We start from the raw sequence: 16573 nt of genomic DNA, 5'->3' as shown, positions 1-16573 counted from the left end.
CGCCATGGCGCAGACCTTCAGCGTTTGTCACGGTTATGGCTGCTATTTTAAGACCAATGTAACGCTGACCGGAACCAACCGTTCCCGCATTGCCTCCATCATGGCGTCCGGCCGCAAATCGCCAGAGGGCGAGCGCGCGGCGGTTCGCCGGGCGGTTCAAGTATTCGAACAACGCAATACGCAGGTGATTGGCGTCGTCGACCGGCCGAAAATGGATTTTGGCAAGGGACGCGAGCGCGGCCAGATGGATTGCGTGGACGAATCCACGAATACCGATCACTTCCTGCGCTATCTGCAGGGTGCAGGCCTGTTGCAGTTCCACACCGTTGCCCGGCGGGATTCGCGCGGAAGCTTTTTCGACGGGCGCTATCCACACTTCACTGCTGTTCTGAAAGATCGCAGCGGCACGCTTTGGGCAGTCGATTCCTGGTACGAGCCGGGAGGCGGCGCTCCAGACGTCATGACGCTCGCAGAATGGAAAAGCAGGGGATATGGCGGCGTCCGCTAGGGCTCAATAGGCTGGAGGCGGCCTGAAACAACAACACCCACCGCGGGAGGAGGTGCGGTGGGTGTCGTTTGATAAAGGCCGATCAGGGAGGAGGAGTATCGGCCTTTGATCGCGGGGGCTTCGGGAGGAGGATAAGCCCCGGCGATATTCTCTATGCGATTAGCGAATTGCGGACTTCTTGGCGACGTACGGGATGTCCGAACGGGCAATGCCGAGATCGCTGAGTTCGCGGGACGACAGGCGGTTCAATTCGGAAACCGTGTCGCGATAACGACGCCAGTTGCTGTAGGAGCGGATAAGGTTCATTTCAATCACCACTTTGGTTGTTGTTTGCTTGATCACTCTTGATCGTTGAGTGGAAGATAGTGCACGGCTCCTGAAAGTTGCAGAGCCAAGTTTGCAGATCAGCTATGCAATTGCTGCATTGCAACATTAATCGATGTTAATTGTTGCGGCGCACAAATGTCGTGATTGTGGCGCTGCGAGCACGCAGGGATCGCCATAGGAGGATGACCGCCACCTCGCTATACTAAAGACTCGTTGCAGCGATTCAGGAGCAGACCTTGGCGATAACCATTGGCGTTAAGAAACACATTGCGCGCTGGCAGCGGGATGGTCTGATCGATGAGACGACGGCCGAACGCTTGCGCAAGGACATGGACGGCAGGGGACACGGCCTCGGGCTTGGAGGCGTCCTTGCGGTTCTCGGCGCAGTTTTGCTGGGCGCAGCCATCGTCTCCCTCGTAGCGGCCAACTGGGAACTCATGCCGCGCCTTGTTCGGCTTGGTCTTATCATATCGGTGATCGGCGCCGGCTATATCGGCGGCGCCTGGCGGGCAAGCCTGGGCGACAGGATATTCAGTGAGGCGCTCTACCTGATCGCCGCCATCACATTCGGTGCGGGTATCGGTCTCGTTGGCCAAATGTACCACCTCTCGGGAGACACCACCGATGCGGCGCTTCTTTGGGGGGCGGGCACGATGGTGGCGGCCGTCCTGCTGCGATCAAAGGTACTGACGTCCACCAGCGTCGCAATTACCGGCTTCTACCTGTTCGCTTCGCTCGAACCATCGACTCCAGACCACTGGAACTACATCTGGCTGGTGCCTGTGTTTGCAATCATCTGCGCGGGACTGGTCTGGTGGACGAAGGCGAAGCAGGCGCGACATTTCATTGCCATTCTCCTCATCGCCTATGTCTTCGTGGTCCGGTTCGATCTGGACGACCAGGCGATCCTCTGGATCGCGGCCGTTCTCGGCGCGGCACTCTTCCTCGCGGATGCACTGCGGAGCAGGGCGACCCAGCAGCTTACCGGCTGGAGCGAGGCCATCGGAGGATATGGCTTCATCATGCTGGTCATCGCCCTCATCTTTTTCCAGTTCGACGAATTCAGCGAAGGGGTTGGCAATCAGGTTGTCATCGGCTTTGCGATTTTGGGATGCTCTGTCGCGGGCCTCGCCCTTTCGGGGCACCGGAACCTTGCGGTGCGCTGGGTTTCCTACACGGTCTTCTCGCTCGAGGTGCTGTACCTGGCGTTCAAGACGATCGGTACATTGATAGGCACCGCGGGCTTCTTCCTGACTGCCGGCATCCTCGTCTTGTTGCTGGCGGCCTTCGTTGTCAGAATGGAGCGAAGACTTCTAAGAAAGAATCCGAAAAAGGAAGCAACGGCATGATATTCAAGGTAAATCGCCTGATCCTGCTCGGCGCCGTTGTGGCAATTTTACAGTCCGGAGCCCTCTACGCCATGGTCGCACAGCGGGCGTCGATCCTGCGAAGCGGCACCAATCTCACGCTGCTTACCGAGCCGGTCGATCCACATGATTTCCTGCGCGGCGACTATGTCACACTTGGTTACGGCATCGCGACAATCGAGGCCAACAAGGTGACTGGGACGCCGCCGACGTCAACCGGGTTCGCCGATATCTATGTAGCGTTGAAGCAGGCGGATGACGGCTCCTGGGGCATAAGCAGCGCCTCGTGGCAAAAGCGCGAGGATCTGGCGCCCGGTGAAATACAGCTGCGCGGCCGCACCTCCGGTTACGCCAATGCCGCGATCTATCACGATCTTCACATCCAATACGGGATCGAGCGCTATTATGTGCCGGAGGGGGAAGGGCGCGTGATAGAAGTCCAGCAGCGAGAACGCAGGATTGAGGCTGTCATCGCGGTTTCGCCGTCGGGAGATGCGCAAATTCGCGCTCTGAAAAACAACGGAGAAGTTCTCTACGAAGAGCCAATCTACTGAAGAAATGGCGACCGTGCCTCAAGCGCTATGGTGCGGATGGAGGGACTCGAACCCCCACGGTCTCCCGCCAGAACCTAAATCTGGTGCGTCTACCAATTTCGCCACATCCGCAGATGGAGGCGTTACCGCACCCCAGCGCCGGTCTCTATAGCATCGTGATTTCTGCCGTCAAAGGAAAAAGGGGTTGTTCCAAGGAAGATTGGCGAGCCGTACCACGCGAGGCATGGCCCGCCGACGGGACTTGGGCTGGACAGTGTAGGTAGGCGCCTACTTGGCGGATGGCCGGCTCTTCGTAATCGAAAAAGCCCCCTTGGAGCGCTTCAAGACGTCCGACAAGCGTTCAGGGTTGAATTTTGGCTTTGGCGTCGCCTGCCGAATCGTATCGATGAGATGATCAGAAGCAGTTGGCATCCTGCGCACGAAATGCTGATTGGACGTTCCGCCCATGGTGGTGCTCCTTTTGATTGGTCCCTCAATTATACAACGTCTAAGGGGTATCGTTGGTTGCACCAGTTCGCAGGCCAGGATCACATTCTTCTACCTTATGGAAAAAGGGAATGTGCGAACTTCGTCTAACGCTCCTTGACCGCCTTATGGCCGGTCGTTTCTGTTATAGCGATGCGGAAGTAAACCGGGTCAAGCGGGCGTTCCTGTTCGCGAATGACTGTCTTCACGTAGCCGGGCTCCCACCATTCGGCCTTCTTGTTCAAGAGATCATGAGCCATGTTACGCTCGTCGCTATGTTCCTTTGTGATCTCCTCGAACCTGCCGGTAACGACCACGCTCTTCCAGCTATTGGTCGAATCGATCTCGTCGAACTCGACGCAGACCTTGTTGTTCTCGCGCATCCACTCGATTTTTCGCCCAACAGTGGTGAAGGAATAGAGGTAGACGGAATTGTAGACGAAGCGAAGCGGGACGATGTAAGGCTGATCATCCTTGGCGCAGGCGAGCCGGCCGATGCTGGCCCGGGTCAGCAGTTCCTTGATTTCCTGCCGCGACATTTCGGTAATAATCATCTCTCGCTCCGCATGAATGATAAGTCAGCGCGCACCAGCATGATGCCCGCCGACCCTTAACGCAAGCCGGTAATGAAGCGGGACTAGAAGCCCCGCGCCGGAGCCTCCACCGCGGATTTGCGCTTGCGCCCGAATGAACGGAGCGCCACGTAGAACACCGGCGTCAGGAACAACCCGAAGAACGTAACGCCCAACATGCCCGAGAACACGGCCGTTCCCAGCGACTGGCGCATTTCCGCGCCGGGGCCGGTTGCGATCATCAGCGGAACCACGCCGAAGATGAATGCAAATGCGGTCATCAGGATCGGGCGCAGGCGCAAACGGCTTGCCTCGATTGCGGCTTCGACGGGTGTCGCGCCGTCGTCCTGGTGTTGTCGCGCAAACTCGACGATCAGAATCGCGTTCTTCGCGGCAAGGCCGATCAACACTACAAGCCCGATCTGGGTCAGGATATTGTTGTCCATGCCACGCAGATGCACGCCGATCAGCGCGGCGAGCACAGCGAGCGGGACGATCAGGATGATGGCAAGGGGGAGGATCCAGCTTTCATACTGAGCGGAAAGCGCCAGGAAGACGAAAATGACCGACAGGGCGAAGATGTAGATCGCCGTATTGCCGGTGCTGCGCTCCTGGAATGCGAGTTCTGTCCAGTTGAACGTCGTTCCCACTGGCAGCGTCTGCGCCGCCAGTTGCTCCATCTTGTCGAGTGCATCACCAGTCGAAATGCCCGGCGCCGGATTGCCCTGCAATGGCACCGAAACATACATGTTGTAGCGCTGCACCAGCGAGGGTCCGGTCGTGTCCCTGATCTCGATCAGCGTTCCGAGCGGCACCAATGCTCCCGTCGCCGAGCGAACCTTCAGCGCCAGAATGTCGGCCCGGTCCATGCGATATTGCTGGTCCGCCTGCGCGCGCACTTGATAAACGCGGCCGAATGCATTGAAATCGTTGACATAAGAGGTGCCGAGGTTGATCGACAGCGTCTCGAAGATGTTGGGGATCGGTACGTTCAATGCCCGCGCCTTGTCGCGGTCGATCTCGAGGAAATATTGCGGGCTCGACGCCGAGAAGGTCGTGAAGACCCCGGTGAGTCCCGGCGTCTTGTTGGCTTCACCCATCATCTGATAGGCAAGAGGCAGGATGCGGCGCATGTCCGGATTGTCGCGGTCGAGAATCTGCATCTTGAAGCCGCCGGAATTGCCGATGCCGCGGATCGACGGCGGCGGCACGGCGATGATGAAGGCCTCCTGGATGCTCTGCATCTTGGTGAAGAGCTGGCCGATGATCGCCTGCGCCGTCTCGCCCTTTGGCAGTCGCTCTTCGAAGGAATTGAACGGCGCGAACACCACGCCTGCATTCGACGCATTGGTAAAGGTGGCGCCGCTGAAGCCAGCAAACGCCACGGCATGGCTTACACCGGGAACGCTGCGGACGATGTCCGAGGCACGCCTGATCACCGCATCGGTGCGCTCCAGCGACGCGCCATCGGGCAATTGGACGACGACGATGGCATAGCCCTGGTCCATGGTCGGAATGAACCCGCGCGGTACGATATTGGCCATGTACCATGTGCCGGCGAGGAGACCCACGAAGACGAGCAGCGAGGCCAGAAGCCCGACGGTCGAGCCGACAAGATGGCGTATGATCCAGGAGTAGCCATGTGCCATTCGGTCGAAGCCCGTGTTGAAGCCGTTGGCGAGGAAGCGGCCGGCGCGCGCAAGCGGGTTTCTCGATTGCGAATGCCCGTGCGGGCGCAGGACGATTGCCGCAAGGGCCGGGGAGAGCGTCAATGAGTTGAGCGCCGAGATCGCGGTGGCGACGGCGATGGTGATGGCAAATTGCAGATAGAACTGGCCGGAAATGCCGGGGATGAAGGCGGTCGGCACGAATACGGCAATGAGTACGAGCGAGATGGCGACGACCGCCGTTCCGACCTCATCCATGGTGACGTGGGCCGCTTGCTTCGGCGTCATGCCGGACGAAAGATTGCGCTCGACGTTTTCGACGACGACGATCGCGTCATCGACGACGATGCCGATGGCGAGGACGAGGCCGAACAGTGTCAACATGTTCAGCGAGAAGCCGAAGGCAAGGAGTATGGCGAGCGTTCCGATCAAGGACACCGGAATGGCGACGATGGGAATAATCGCGGTGCGCCAGGACTGCAGGAAAACAAGCACGACGAGAGCCACCAGAATGACGGCCTCGATGATGGTCTTGTAGACCTCGTTGATCGATTCGGAGATGAACTCGGTCGGGTTGTAGACAATGTTGTAGGTCAGTCCGTCCGGGAAATCCTTGGCGAGTTCCTTCATCGTCTCCTGAATGGTTTCGGAGGTTGCCAAGGCATTGGTGCCGGGCCGGCTGAAAATGCCGAGCGCCACGGCGGGACTACCGTCGAGGTAACTGTTGGTCACATAGTCCTTGGCGCCGAGCTCGATGCGCGCCACATCCTGCAACTGGACGAGGCGGCCGGTATCTGAAGCTTTGACAATGACATAGCGGAATTGCCTCGCGTCGCTGAAACGCCCTTCCGTCGTGACGGTGTACTGGAATGCACTGTTGCCCGACGTCGGCGGCCCGCCGATCGAACCGCCCGAAACCTGCACGTTCTGATCGCGCAGCGACTGGACGACGTCGCTCGCCGTCATGCCGTAGGCAGCAAGCTTCTGCGGGTCGAGCCAGATGCGCAGCGAATATTCGCGTTCGCCGAAGATGGTCAGATCGCCAACGCCGTCGAGCCGCAGGAGGACGTCGCGGATACGGGTGCGTGCATAGTTGGACGCATAGAGCTGGTCGTAGCGGTTGTTCGGCGAAAGAACGTGGATGACCATCATCAGGTCGGGCGAGCTTTTCGTCGTGGTCACGCCGAGACGCCGCACCTCCTCGGGCAGGCGCGGTTCGGCGATGGAAACGCGGTTCTGGACCAGCACCTGCGCCTGGTCGAGGTCGGTGCCGAGCTTGAAGGTAATCGTCAGCGCCATTGACCCGTCTGCGGTCGAGTAGGAGGACATGTAGAGCATGTTCTCGACGCCGTTAACTTCCTGCTCGATCGGCGTCGCCACCGTGTCGGCAATGGTTTGCGCATCCGCGCCGGGATAGGAGGTGCGCACCACGATCGTCGGCGGCGCGATTTCCGGATATTGGGCGACGGGAAGCTGCGTGTAGGCAATGCCGCCCACGATCAACAGCACGATCGACAGGACGGATGCAAAGATCGGCCTGTCGACAAAGAAATGCGCGAACCTCATTGGCCGACCCCCGTCGCCTTGGCTTCGGGTGGCAGGGTAATGAGTTCCGGCTTAACCTTGACGCCCGGACGGATGCGCATCAATCCATTGACGACGATGGTCTCGTCGCCGGTCAGACCCTCGCGAATGATGCGATAGCCATATTGCTTGGGCCCAAGCCGCACCGGCTTCGGCGTAACCGTGCCGTCTTCGCTGACTGTATAGACGATGCGCTCGTTCTGGTCCGCGCCAACCGCATCATCCGGGACGAGGATGCCCTTGTAGGTGTTCGAGGCTGAGACTTCGACGCGCCCGAACAGGCCGGGCTGCAAGACGAAATCCGGATTGGCGAAGCGGGCTCGCACCCGCATCGTGCCTGTCTGGGCATCGAGCCGGTTTTCGGAGAAGTCGAGCTTGCCCTTGACCGGTGGTTCCTTCGAGTCCGTCAGCCGAACCGTAACATCCAGCCCGCCACCGCCTTCCTGAAGGTCGCTGCCCCGCTCGCGCGCCGAACGGGCATAGGAAAGCAGATTGCGCTCATCGACGTCGAAGTAGAAGTCGATAGGATCGAGCGAGACGATCGTCGTCAGGATCGTGTCATTGGCATTGACGAGGTTGCCAACGGAAATCAGCCTTCGATCGATGCGTCCGTCCTGCGGCGCGGTGATTTCGGTGTACATCATGTCGAGCTTCGCCTGAGCGACCGCGGCTTCCGCGCCACGCACGCTCGCCTGGCCGGCGAGATAGGCACGGCGCTGGTCGTCGAGCGTCGATACCGACAGGGTGCCGCTCCCGGTCAGCGATTCAGTGCGCTTGTACTGGGCTTCGGCGTAGGTAAGAGTGGTCTTTGCGACCTCGAGCGCCGCTTGCGCCTGATCGAGTGCAGTCTGGAACGGCCTCTGGTCAATCGTGAACAGCGGATCGCCCTTCTTGACGAGCGCACCGTCCTTGAAGTGGACCGTATCGAGATAGCCCGACACACGCGAGCGCACAGCGACCTGATCGACGGCGTCGAACCGGCCGATGAACTCATCGGCATCGATCACATCGCGAACAATGGGTTTTGCAACCGATACAGGTGGTGGAGGCGGGGCGGCAGCCTCCTGCGCCAAAGCTGAAGTTGCGGTCATAATAGCGGCTGCAAGGCCGAGTTTAACGGCGGAAATGAATGTTCGTGGCAAGGGCAGGCCTCCAAAACAATCGGACACTGAACGACCACGCGGGATGAGACAAATCAACCGGATGGAGCGGCTGAAACTGCAAATCATCGGACGATCGGGTCTAGTTACGCAAAGTCAGAATTCAACGCTCAGGTGGAGTAATTCAACCAGATACGCTCGTGCGCCCAGCCGGGCGACGCGGAGACAACCTGTCTCAAAACCCCACGAATCCAGACTTGCATAGTTCGAATCGGTTGTCACCTTGCAATCGCGACTGGTATTTAAAGGTTAAACGCCTTGCAAAACGGGCATTTTTCTCGAAGCAGCAACCGGGCTGCGCCATTGATTTTTGCCCGCAAGGCAAGTAAAGGGAGCGACCAGTCGGTGAGGGTGCAATCTCTTTCGCAACTTTGTGCCACATTCTGTGCTAGAATTCGTGTCGCAAATCGAGAGTTGCACTGGAATTAGGCAATAAAATCAACGTGGATGGTGAGTAAAGCTCCTCGTCCGCACCGGAAGCCGCAAGGGCAGGCAGTTTTCTCCCGCAATTTAGGCCAACGAGCCGGCAACGGCGGGACAAATGTTAAAAAAGTGAAGGTTTGGACATGCAGGTTACTGAAACGCTCAATCAAGGGCTGAAGCGCGAGATCAAGGTCGTCGTTCCGGCCAAGGATCTGGAAGCAAAGCTTTCCGAACGCCTCAAGGGCGCCAGCGCCAAGGCGCGCATCAATGGCTTCCGCCCTGGCAAAGTGCCGATGACCCATCTGCGCAAGATGTACGGCAAGTCGTTCATGGCTGAAGTCGTCAACGAGATTTTGAGCGATTCCTCGCGGTCCATTCTTGCCGACCGCAACGAAAAGTCCGCTACCCAGCCGGAAGTCGTAATGACCGAGGACGAGAAGGAAGCGGAAAAGGTTCTGAGCGGCGAAGCCGATTTCGAATTCTCGCTCAACTACGAAGTTCTTCCTGCCATCGAGATCAAGGACGCGTCGAACATCAGCGTAACCCGCGAAGTCGTCGATGTCAGCGATGAGGAAGTCGAAGAGCAGGTTAAGCGCGTTGCCAGTTCCGCCCAGACCTTCGAGACGAAGAAGGGCAAGGCCGAGAGCGGCGATCGCGTGACGATGGACTACCTCGGCAAAGTCGATGGCGTTCCGTTTGATGGCGGCGCCGACACCGACGCGACGCTCGTCCTCGGTTCCGGCCAGTTCATCCCCGGCTTCGAGGATCAGCTCATCGGCGTCAAGGCTGGCGACGAGAAGCAGATCAACGTGACGTTCCCGGCTGAATATGGTGCTGCGCACCTTGCCGGCAAGGACGCAACCTTTGACGTCACAGTCAAGGAAATCGCCAAGCCGGGCGAACTCGAAATCAACGACGAGACCGCAAAGAAGCTCGGCATCGAAAGCGCCGACCGCCTGCGCCAGGTCATCCGCGAACAGATCGAGAGCCAGTACGGCACGTTTACGCGCCAGAAGGTCAAGCGCCAGATTCTCGACGCGCTCGACGGTGAATACAAGTTCGAATCGCCGGAACGCCTGATCGACGCCGAGTTCAACAACATCTGGGCGCAGATCGGTCACGACCTCCAGGAAGCCGGCAAAACCTTCGAAGATGAAGATACGACGGAAGAAGAAGCGCGCGAAGAATATCGCAAGCTTGCCGAACGCCGCGTTCGTCTCGGCCTCGTCCTTTCCGAAATCGGCAACAAGGCCGGCATCGAGGTAACGGAAGAAGAGCTGCAACGCGCCGTCTACGATCAGGTTCGCCGCTATCCGGGCCAGGAGCAGCAGATTTATGAATTCTTCCGTAAGACGCCGGAAGCAGTAAACAATCTGCGCGCGCCGATCTTCGAGGAGAAGGTGGTCGACCATCTCCTTTCGAACATCAAGGTCACCGACAAGAAGGTGACGAAGGAAGAGCTGATGGCCGACGATGAGGCGGATGCCAAGTCGGAAGAGACCAAGAAGCCTGCTAAGAAGGCCGCGCCGAAGAAGGCCGCCAAGAAGAAGACTGACGACGAGGCATAAGCCTCACTATCGATCCGGAAAGGGCGGCGTCAGCCGCCCTTTTCATTTGCGGTACCGAGAAGCGTATCGCCGCCATGCGCCAGGACCACCGCAGCCCGGATCAGGTCGGCATTGTCCTCGGCTTCCTTGCCTTCAGGAAGGAGCTTGCCATCCTCGAGGCCAATGCGTCCATCATAGCCGCGCGCAATTGCCAGGTTGAACATCGGCCAGACACTCGCTTCATCGCCGTGCAGCAGAATGGGAAGCTCGAATTTCGCCTGTTCCAGCACTGATATGATCCCAGTTGCCACCGCCATTGCCTCATCAAAGTCCTGTTCATTGACTTCAATGAGCACTCTCAGGCACTTCTTGGCGTCAGGAAGGGCAATGAAGCGCTCGGCGTCGCTCACCGACCATAGGCCGGCTTCGACGCCGATGCCCTTATCCCAGACGAGCGCCATGATCTCAGCAGCATCCTCTTCGATCAGATTGACCGATACATAGTCGGGAAGCTCCTGCCATTGCGCGATCGGTGCATGGCGCGCCTTGCCGCCGGGTGGGATGCGCCAATGTGTCGAAACGCCGATCGGTACCTCCGGAACGCTTTCACGTATGGCGCGGATCGCGGCGCTGATATCAGAGGCGACAAGGCTTTCGTTACCATCCAGATCCCGCGGATGTATGTGAAGCTCGCCGGCGCCTGCCGCCACGACAAGCGCGGCGTCGCGGGCAAGCTCGTCTGCCGTAAAGGGAACGGCAGCGTGAAAATCGCGGTTACGACCGCCGTTGAGGCAGGCTTGCAGCATGTGTCAGCTCCCATCTTGCCAAGGCGGCTGATCTTAGCAAACCTGCTAACAGCCATCTGTCAGCAATAACGGTTGGAGCGGCGCATGGTTGCGGCGGGCCGGCTGCCGCTGGCCCACCAATGAAAACGATCAAGACTTCACAGGTATCCAGATCTCGAGCCCGCCATTTCCGGTTCTCGGATCGAATTGCGGCCCATAGCGCTCGAAATTGGGAGCATCGGCGACCTCATGGCCAGACTCCGGAAGATAGTTGCCCCAGATGGTCATGAAGGTGCTTCGGATCGTCGAGATATGATCCTGATGCGTGAAAACGAGGTACTTCTGGGACGGAATACGGAGGCGGCTGAATGTGTCGGGAATTTCGGAGAAATCCCTGACCTCGACGCCGGCGATGTAATCGAAGTTGTTCTCATCGTCGCTATTGCAGCAAACGCCGTAGGCAATGTCGCCGACCACGCGGTTCTTCCAGATCTACGACCAATGTTTCGTCCATTTTGATAGCCTCCACCAGGGGGATGTTGTCGACATGGCCTTGCGCACGAACGTGTTCCGGCGTCACGCCGAACTGATCGCGGAAGGCGCGGGTGAATGCTTCATGGGAATTGTAACCGGCCCCGAGCGCAACGCAGAGAATATCGGGAGCACCCTCGCTGAGAAGCCGGGCGGCCGAGCTGAGGCGGCGGCCCCGGATGTAGCCGCTGACCGAACAGCCAGTCACAGCCGCAAAGGCACGTGACATGTAAAAGCGCGACAGGCCCGCCGAAGCGGCGATGTCGTCCAGGGTGATACCCTTGAAAAAATGCCCTTCAATGTACCAGATCGCTTTTTCGACCGTGTTCATTCAAATCTCCATTCAAGCACGATACCTGAATAGGACTTTTCAGAATGGTTTATTTGATCGGGTTTGCTGTCGAACAGGATATTGTCCGGCAATTCTCAGAAAAGTTGCAATCCCTTGAGACTGGCGTGGCTGTTCTTGCCGACGATAATGTGGTCGTGGACGACAATGCCCATCTGCGCGCCGATATTGGCGATGGTCCGTGTCATCTCGATGTCCGCCTTGGAAGGCGTCGGGTCTCCGGACGGATGGTTGTGGACCAGAATGATCGCGCTTGCGGAAAGGTGCAGAGCCCGTGCGATCACTTCCCGCGGGTAAACAGGTGTGTGGTCGACAGTGCCGACCTGCTGTACCTCATCGGCAATCAACGCGTTTTTCTTGTCGAGGAACAGGATGCGCAACTGCTCGCGGGGTTCGTGGGCCATCGCGGCGATACAATATTCGATGACCTTGTTCCACGATGTCAGCAACGCCTTCTCTCGAATATCGCTGCGGATAACACGATGCGAGAGCGCGGATACCAGTTTGAGGTCGAAAGTGACGGCAGGGCCGCAGCCCTTTACTTCGCGCAGCAGGTGCTCGGGCGCGCCCAGGACCTCCCCCAGTGAACCGAAACGGGCAATGAGCGCCTTGGCAAGCGGCTTGGTGTCGCCCTGTCGTATCGAGCGGTAGAGCAGCATTTCGAGCATTTCATAGTCGGCGAAACCATCGTGGCCGACCTTCTCGAAGCGCTCCTTCATGCGATCGCGATGACCGACATAATGCGGCGTGTCATTGCCCGACGGCTTCGGCTGAGCGTTGTGCGAAGCAGAGTAAGGCTCAACGACTGGTTGTTTAGGGGTGGATTTTGCGGAGGGTTCGTTGAGGAAGAAAGTCGGTTCCGGCTTTTCTTCGCTCATTGCCTATCCTATCCGAGGTTCAGTCCGGGCGCGAACAGGCCGGCCGGCGAGAGAGTGAATATCTCGCAGCCCGTGCTGGTGACGCCGACAGTGTGTTCGTATTGCGCGGTGAGCGAGCGGTCACGTGTCACCGCCGTCCAGCCATCTGCAAGCACCTTCACATGCGGCCGGCCGAGATTGATCATCGGTTCGATGGTGAAGATCATTCCCTCGCGCAGTTCGATACCCTCATTCGGCGTGCCATAGTGAAGGATGTTGGGCGCGTCGTGGAAGAGCTGGCCAACACCGTGGCCACAGAAGTCGCGCACGACCGAGCAACGCTCGGCTTCGGCATAGGTCTGGATGGCAGCGCCAATGGCACCGGTGCGCACGCCCGGCCGAACGGCGGCAATGCCGCGCATCAGGCTTTCAAGCGTGACTTCCATCAGGCGTTCAGCGGCGCGCTTGATTTGCCCGACGGGATACATGCGGCTTGAATCGCCGTGCCAGCCATCGAGGATATAGGTGACGTCGACATTGACGATATCGCCTTCGCGCAGCGGCTTGTCATCGGGGATACCATGGCAAACCACGTGATTGATCGACGTGCAGCTCGATTTGGTGTAGCCGCGATAGTTGAGCGTCGCGGGCAGGGCGCCGTGGTCGGCGCCGAACTCGAACACGAACCGGTCGATCGTATTGGTCGTGACGCCCGGCGCCACGATCGATGCGAGCTCATCGAGGCAGCGGGCGGTCAGCTGGCAAGCCTTGCGCATTGCCTCGAACCCTTCCGGGCCGTGCAGCCGGATCTGGCCGGTATTCTTAAGAGGCGCGTTCTGTGCGTCGAGATAGGTGACCATAGTTAAGTCCGGTTGGCATCATTCAATAATCGACATCGTGCTTATTGCAGCAATGCCCGTGGGCCTGATGTGGCATTTTACAGCGTATGCTTCAACCCCGCGCTTCATTGCCCGATCAAAAGCCATAGCGTAGACCGGGTCAAGATCGCCGCAGATCCTCAGTCGTTCGCAATCCCCGCGCTGGACGACATAAAGCATTACGCCGCGAAAACCATTTTCAACCATGTTTCCGAGCTCGTCCAGATGTTTTGCGCCGCGCGCCGTTGGCGAATCGGGGAATTCGGCAAGGCCGGCTTTGCGGGAGAAATGGACGTTCTTGACCTCGACATAGGCCGGCTGACGACCGGGGCCGCGCAAAAGGATATCGATACGCGAGTTCGCTCCATATTTCTGCTCGCGCCACAGCTCGGCATAGCCCGAGAGCGAGGGTATCATCCCGGCAAGGATGGCTTCCTCCGCGATCCGGTTGGGCAGGCCGGTATTGATGCCGACCATCGTGCCGCCAACCTCGACCATCTGCAGCGTGTGCGGATATTTGCGTTTCACGCCGTCGGAGAGGGAGAGCCAGACCGGAATGCCGGGATCAGTAAGGCCAAGCATCGACCCGGTATTGGGGACCGAACTCGTGATCGCAGCGCCGCCGTCGTCGAGAATGATATCGGCGAGAAAGCGCTTGTAGCGCTGGACCAGCCTGCCGGTAATGAGGGGTGAAGCGAAATTCATGGTCCTGGGTTTAGCCGAAGCGCAAAAAGACGGCAATCAGCGTGAACGGGTACAGTGACAACCGATGCCGCATAAAAAAACCTGCCTCTAAAGGCAGGTTAGTTTGCTGGGTGGGAGAATCGGGTCCGAGTGGAGGTAAACCGAACCCTACTGCCGGCAAATGAGTCCCGGCAGTAAGCTGATGATAGGTCAGCCGCCGATATCGGTCTCATAACTTTGTCTAACAGCGCGTGATAAAGCTTGAAAATGCCGGGGTGTTCGAACCGCTGTCGCTGACCCATTCTATGTATGGGGACGAAACAAACAGGAGAGAACATGATGAACTTCAAGTTTTTCTTACCCGTCGCAGCCGTCGCCGCGCTCACTTTGGCCGCATGCGACAACAAGCCGAAAGAGGGTGAAACCAGCGCGCCTGCCACGACATCCGAGCCGGCCACACCGGCTCCAGCGCCAGCGACACCTGCACCCGAGCCAGCAAAGCCTGCGCCATCCAACTGAGTCGTGTAAACGCCAAATCGTGCGGCCAGCTCGCGGAGGGCTGGCCGTTTGCATGGGATACGCGCCACAAAAGCAAATGAGCTTTACGCATTAAGGTTCTGAATTTCCAGGAAGAAAACCTGGTACGCCCAAGGGGAATCGAACCCCTGTTTCCGCCGTGAAAGGGCGGCGTCCTAGACCGCTAGACGATGGGCGCCCCGCAGGTAAGCGGCTTATAGTGAAACAGTTTTTGCGCCGCAACCCCATTGAGCATTCTTTTTTCAAAAAAATGAAGATTGTTCAACTTGCGCGTTAGCCGACACAGGACAGCGTGTAAGGACGAGGAGGTTTTCGCGGTGCGGCTAGCCACGGCCACGCGAGCAGCGCCAGTTCCAGTCGCGGGTCGGTCCGATATCCACATGAACCGATTCGGTGTGACAATAAGTTCCAACGCCGCCACGGCCCGGCATGGAGCGGGCAAAATTGGCCAGCACCCACTTGGAAACGCCCGGCACCTGAATATCGGCGGCGGCGCATGACATATGGAGCGAGGCCTTGGCGCCATTCACGAGGCGGTTGTAGGGCGGGCTGCGATAGCCGGAGGTGACGATTACCGCCTTGCCGAAGCGGCGCTCGATCGACTTGAGGAAGCCGACGAGCTGCGGCTTGAGACATGCGACCTGCACATTCTCGCGCTGCACCTTCAAGCCGTTCGGGGCGAGACGCGCGAGGCCGGCAGCGGAAGCGAGAATCACCTGTGCCGGCGCAGCCTCGACGTCATCGTCTTCGTAAAGGCTGTCGCGCTGCATGATCTGAATGCCGGCATTCGGGCGAACGCCGGGCAAGGACGACAGATGCTCGGTCTTGCCTTCGAATGATTCGGCCGAGGGAAGCGCGGCCGATGCCGTCTGGACCGGGGGCTCAGCCGAGCGAAGTTGCGGTTGGGATCTTGGCTGGATGATGGCAACCTGGCGGCTTGCCGCTGGCCTGTTCTGGCTGTTGCCGAAAAGGCGAAGGAGGAGACCGCTGTCCTTATTCGGGGCGGTGGCAGCCGCCGCCTTGGTCTCGGCGGGCTTGACGTTTGCATTGGCTGCAGCCTCGTCGGGCTTCGCCGTCTCGGTGCTGGTCGGTGCTTCCGCGGCTTCGGCAGGCTTCGGCGCAGCCTTTTGCGGCGCTGGTGCGCCTTCACCGCGCATGCTGTTGCCGAAGAGCGAAGTCTTGGCCGGAGCTGCCGCTGCTGCGGCGCTGGCGACATCTACGGTGCCTTCCGGCTTTGCCGGCGCGCTCGAACCAAAGAGCGAGGTTTTCTGCTGCGGAGCCGCTTCGACCTGTGCGGTGGCCGCTGCCTGCTGTTCTGTCGACGCGACTGCCGCAGCGGCCTTGGGGTCGGCTGGCTTCGTCGCATCCTTCACTGCTTGCAGGGCATTGGCTTCGGTGCTGCCGGCGAGCGCAAGCGCTTCGGGCGATACTGTCGCCGTGCCGGTGGAGGGCATACCGTGTTCCGAGGTGGACTTGGCTTCGGCAGTCTGTGTCGATTCGGCAGCGCTGGTCAGGGCGGAGGTCACGCTGGGACTGGTGCCAGTGGTGCAGGAGGTTGCTGCGAATGCGGAGAGCGCAACGACGCATGCGACGGTACTCGCCCGCAAGGCAGAAACTGAGGCTGGCAGTATTTTCAACGATTCCCCCGTCTCGTCTTTCGCGATTTCCGTGGATCGTGGAGACCGCTTTTATAAGAGCAGAAAGCTCGCGAAGTTTTGTCTAAGTGCAAAAACACCGGCGTAGAGTCGCCAGAGTTAAAGACTTTTAGGTATCTGCAC

Annotated in this window: 14 protein-coding genes, 2 tRNA genes and 1 pseudogene; 5 read left to right on the top strand and 12 right to left on the bottom strand. The window is 59.1% G+C overall.

Features of this window, described 5'->3' with window-relative positions:
• Positions 1-4: 4 nt before the first annotated feature.
• The gene (locus BR48_RS0111685; RefSeq protein WP_155810864.1) at positions 5-508 is read left to right on the top strand and encodes a hypothetical protein; all 504 of its coding nucleotides are present in this window, start codon (positions 5-7) and stop codon (positions 506-508) included.
• Positions 509-667: 159 nt separating this feature from the next.
• Here BR48_RS0111685 and BR48_RS24420 read toward each other — a convergent pair whose 3' ends face one another.
• Positions 668-814: a DUF1127 domain-containing protein gene (locus BR48_RS24420; RefSeq protein WP_081815883.1), complete on the bottom strand. Its 147-nt coding sequence runs from the start codon at positions 812-814 to the stop codon at positions 668-670.
• A 257-nt stretch (positions 815-1071) separates the two neighbouring features.
• Here BR48_RS24420 and BR48_RS0111675 point away from each other — a divergent pair, with 257 nt between their 5' ends.
• Both BR48_RS0111675 and BR48_RS0111670 read left to right on the top strand, forming a co-directional pair.
• Positions 1072-2184 (top strand): DUF2157 domain-containing protein, encoded by a 1113-nt coding sequence (locus BR48_RS0111675; protein ID WP_027231461.1) that lies wholly within the window; start codon positions 1072-1074, stop codon positions 2182-2184.
• On the top strand, positions 2181-2756 hold the full coding sequence (locus BR48_RS0111670; protein ID WP_027231460.1) for a GDYXXLXY domain-containing protein: 576 nt from the start codon (positions 2181-2183) through the stop codon (positions 2754-2756). Before BR48_RS0111675 ends, BR48_RS0111670 begins: the two co-directional genes overlap by 4 nt.
• 28 nt (positions 2757-2784) lie before the next feature.
• Here BR48_RS0111670 and BR48_RS0111665 read toward each other — a convergent pair.
• The 4 genes from BR48_RS0111665 to BR48_RS0111645 all read right to left on the bottom strand — a co-directional run bounded on the left by BR48_RS0111665 (position 2785) and on the right by BR48_RS0111645 (position 8135).
• Positions 2785-2867: transfer RNA gene (locus BR48_RS0111665), tRNA-Leu, on the bottom strand.
• Positions 2868-3328: 461 nt separating this feature from the next.
• The gene (locus BR48_RS0111655) at positions 3329-3775 is read right to left on the bottom strand and encodes a pyridoxamine 5'-phosphate oxidase family protein (RefSeq protein WP_027231458.1); all 447 of its coding nucleotides are present in this window, start codon (positions 3773-3775) and stop codon (positions 3329-3331) included.
• Between the two features lie 83 nt (positions 3776-3858).
• Positions 3859-7026, bottom strand: a complete 3168-nt coding sequence (locus tag BR48_RS0111650) for a multidrug efflux RND transporter permease subunit (protein ID WP_027231457.1) — start codon at positions 7024-7026, stop codon at positions 3859-3861.
• Entirely contained in the window at positions 7023-8135 is a 1113-nt protein-coding gene (locus tag BR48_RS0111645) for an efflux RND transporter periplasmic adaptor subunit (protein ID WP_051614995.1), read from the bottom strand. The genes BR48_RS0111650 and BR48_RS0111645 overlap by 4 nt, the downstream gene beginning before the upstream one ends.
• Positions 8136-8770: 635 nt before the next feature.
• On the opposite strand from BR48_RS0111645, the gene tig reads away from it, so the two are divergent.
• Complete coding sequence (gene tig / locus BR48_RS0111640) at positions 8771-10195, top strand: trigger factor (protein ID WP_027231455.1); 1425 nt, start codon at positions 8771-8773, stop codon at positions 10193-10195.
• Positions 10196-10224: 29 nt separating this feature from the next.
• Here tig and BR48_RS24415 read toward each other — a convergent pair whose 3' ends face one another.
• The 5 genes and pseudogenes from BR48_RS24415 to sfsA form a co-directional block, all read right to left on the bottom strand.
• Positions 10225-10980, bottom strand: coding sequence for a 3-keto-5-aminohexanoate cleavage protein (locus BR48_RS24415; protein ID WP_051614896.1), 756 nt, complete (start codon positions 10978-10980; stop codon positions 10225-10227).
• Between the two features lie 129 nt (positions 10981-11109).
• A pseudogene (locus BR48_RS24410) lies at positions 11110-11821 on the bottom strand (AraC family transcriptional regulator).
• A 95-nt stretch (positions 11822-11916) separates the two neighbouring features.
• Entirely contained in the window at positions 11917-12717 is an 801-nt protein-coding gene (radC, locus tag BR48_RS24405) for a DNA repair protein RadC (RefSeq protein WP_081815855.1), read from the bottom strand.
• Between the two features lie 8 nt (positions 12718-12725).
• The gene (gene map / locus BR48_RS0111620) at positions 12726-13556 is read right to left on the bottom strand and encodes a type I methionyl aminopeptidase (protein ID WP_027231454.1); all 831 of its coding nucleotides are present in this window, start codon (positions 13554-13556) and stop codon (positions 12726-12728) included.
• 18 nt (positions 13557-13574) lie between these two features.
• The gene (sfsA, locus tag BR48_RS0111615; protein ID WP_027231453.1) at positions 13575-14279 is read right to left on the bottom strand and encodes a DNA/RNA nuclease SfsA; all 705 of its coding nucleotides are present in this window, start codon (positions 14277-14279) and stop codon (positions 13575-13577) included.
• Positions 14280-14597: 318 nt separating this feature from the next.
• On the opposite strand from sfsA, the gene BR48_RS0111610 reads away from it, so the two are divergent.
• Positions 14598-14777, top strand: coding sequence for a hypothetical protein (locus tag BR48_RS0111610; RefSeq protein WP_051614993.1), 180 nt, complete (start codon positions 14598-14600; stop codon positions 14775-14777).
• A gap of 120 nt (positions 14778-14897) precedes the next feature.
• Here the strand turns inward: BR48_RS0111610 and BR48_RS0111605 are convergent.
• Together BR48_RS0111605 and BR48_RS0111600 are read right to left on the bottom strand one after the other, a co-directional pair.
• Positions 14898-14973, bottom strand: a tRNA-Glu gene (locus BR48_RS0111605).
• Positions 14974-15118: 145 nt separating this feature from the next.
• A complete protein-coding gene (locus BR48_RS0111600) occupies positions 15119-16432 on the bottom strand; it encodes a YcbK family protein (RefSeq protein ID WP_245273437.1) in 1314 nt (437 codons plus the stop codon).
• Between the last annotated feature and the right edge of the window lie 141 nt (positions 16433-16573).

The organism is Phyllobacterium sp. UNC302MFCol5.2, from assembly GCF_000686005.1.
Lineage (GTDB): Bacteria > Pseudomonadota > Alphaproteobacteria > Rhizobiales > Rhizobiaceae > Phyllobacterium > Phyllobacterium pellucidum.
The sequence above is the reverse complement of the archived record's forward strand: the minus strand, read 5'-3'. Positions and strand labels throughout refer to the sequence as shown.